2 protein-coding genes are annotated in these 2,557 nt (G+C 66.3%); both read left to right on the forward strand.

Annotated features, from left to right (window positions below; translation table 11 throughout):
• A partial coding sequence (locus tag BHQ40_RS24425; protein WP_171905960.1) for a strawberry notch C-terminal domain-containing protein occupies window positions 1-1,964 on the forward strand: 1,964 nt, incomplete at its 5' end.
• The coding region (locus BHQ40_RS24430) for a DUF7146 domain-containing protein (protein ID WP_435593934.1) at window positions 1,964-2,557 on the forward strand (594 nt) is incomplete at its 3' end. The genes BHQ40_RS24425 and BHQ40_RS24430, both read left to right, overlap by 1 nt.

Consider the following 2,557-nt stretch of genomic DNA (forward strand, 5'->3'; position numbering starts at 1 on the left):
TCGGTCATCTGCTGACCAGCATGAAGACCCCGACGCTGATCCGCTCGATCGAGCAGGACCTGGCCGACGGGCACAGCGCCGTCATTCAGATCGTCTCGACCGGCGAGGCACTGATGGAGCGCCGACTGGCCGAGATTCCGACCGAGGAATGGAACGACGTGCGTGTCGACATCACGCCGCGGGAATATGTCCTCGACTATCTCGCCCATTCCTTCCCGGTGCAGCTCTACGAGCCGTTCTCCGACAGCGAGGGCAATCTGTCGTCGCGGCCAGTCTTCCGGGACGGTCAGCCCGTCGAGAGCAGGGAGGCCGTCGCCCGCCGTGACGAGCTGATCGAACGGCTCGCGTCGCTAGAACCCGTTCCCGGCGCCCTCGACCAGATCGTCCAGCGCTTTGGCTCCGATGTCGTCGCCGAGGTCACCGGCCGTTCACGGCGCGTTGTGCGCAAGGGCGATCGCCTTGCCGTCGAGAATCGGGCGGGCTCGGCCAATCTCGCCGAGGCCGCCGCCTTCATGGACGACCAGAAGCGCATCCTGGTCTTCTCGGATGCGGGCGGTACGGGGCGCAGCTATCACGCCGATCTTGGCGCGAAGAACCAGCGCCTGCGTATCCACTATCTGCTGGAGCCGGGCTGGAAGGCCGATGCGGCGATCCAGGGTCTCGGTCGGACCAACAGGACCAATCAAGCTCAACCGCCGCTCTTCCGCCCGATCGCCACTGACGTGAAGGCTGAGAAGCGCTTCCTCTCCACGATCGCGCGTAGGCTCGATACACTCGGCGCGATCACGCGTGGGCAGCGCCAGACCGGCGGACAGGGTCTCTTCCGGCCAGAGGACAATCTCGAAAGCCCCTATGCGCGCGGTGCGCTGCGCCAGCTCTATCTGCTGCTCGTGCGTGGCAAGGTCGAGAACTGCTCGCTCGACCGCTTTGAGTCCGCCACCGGTCTCAAGCTCACGGATGACAACGGCATCAAGGACGAGCTGCCGCCGATCACGACCTTCCTCAACCGTCTGCTCGCGCTGACCATCGACCTGCAGGGCGTGCTTTTTACGGCGTTTGAGCAGCTCCTGACGGCGAAAGTCGACGGGGCGGTTCGCAGTGGAGTCTATGACGTCGGACTCGAAACGCTGCAGGCCGAGAGCTTCATCGTCACCGGCAGCGAGGTGATCCATACGCACCCGGGCACCGGCGCGGAAACTCGGCTTCTCACCATCACCCGCCGGGAGCGCAATCGACCGACGAGCCTCGCCGACGCGCTCGATCATCTCTCCGATCCGCGCGCACGGCTCCTGGTCAATGGTCGCTCCGGCCGCGCCGCCGTGCAGATTTCCGCACCATCGATGATGCTCGACGATGGCGAGATCGAGCGCCGCGTCTGCCTGGTCCGGCCGATGGAGCAGCACTATGCGCCGCTGCGCATGATGGGTGAGAGCCAGTGGGAGGAAGCCGATCGCGCCGCCTTCGCCGCCGCGTGGTGGGCTGAGTTGAATGACGTGCCGGAGTTTTCCGACAGCACGATCCACATTGTCGCCGGCCTGTTGTTGCCGATCTGGAAGCGGCTGCCAAACGAGTCGACGCGGGTCTACCGGCTCCAGACCGATGGCGGCGAGCGCATCATCGGCCGCCGCGTCTCGCCCGCCTGGGCGGCAAACGCCGTCACCACGGGCGCAACATCGCTGACCCCTGAGCAGGCCTTCACCGCTCTGATGGACGGCACGACGATCCTCGATCTCGCTGACGGCCTTCAGCTTCGGCGCGCCCGCGTCATGAATGCCCAGCGCCTGGAGCTGACCGGCTTCACCGAGGCGATGCGGGACCGGCTGCGCACCTACGGCCTGTTCAGCGAGATCATCTCGTGGAAGCTCCGCTTTTTCGTGCCGGCCGACGCCGCCGGACCGGGCGTCCTCGCCAAGGTGCTCGATACATATCCCGTGGCGCGCATCTCCGAGCGGGAGGCCGCGTGATGGCACGTCAAGACGCTTCCGATCTCGCGCACAGTCTCGGCCGGCAGGCCGAGGCGGTGTGCCGGCATTATCTTTCCAGCGGTCGCCGCGAGGGCAACTACTGGCTCGTGGGCGATGCGCGCAACACACCCGGCCGCTCGATGTATGTCCGGCTCAAGGACACGCCGAAAGGTCCCGCCGGCAAATGGACCGACGCGGCCACCGGCGAGCATGGCGATCTCCTCGACGTCATCCGAGAAAGCTGCGGCCTCATCGACTTCAAGGATGTCGCCGACGAGGCGCGGACCTTTCTCTCGATGCCGCCGCCGGCGCCGGAGGCCCGTCAGCACGAACGGCCGAACCCAGCGCCGCATGGCTCCCCCGAAGCGGCCCGCCGACTGGTCCGCATGTCGCAGCCGATCCACGGCACGCTCGTACAAACGTATTTACGGGAACGCGGCATTACGGATTTGCGCGGAACCGGAAGCCTGCATTTCCACCCGCGCTGCTATTATCGCCCCGAAGAGCATTCGCCGACCGAGACCTGGCCGGCGATGATCGCGGCCGTCACCGACCTCGACGGCAAGATCACCGGGGCGCATCGCACCTGGCTC

This window comes from Sphingobium phenoxybenzoativorans, from assembly GCF_001757355.1.
Taxonomy (GTDB): domain Bacteria; phylum Pseudomonadota; class Alphaproteobacteria; order Sphingomonadales; family Sphingomonadaceae; genus Sphingobium; species Sphingobium phenoxybenzoativorans.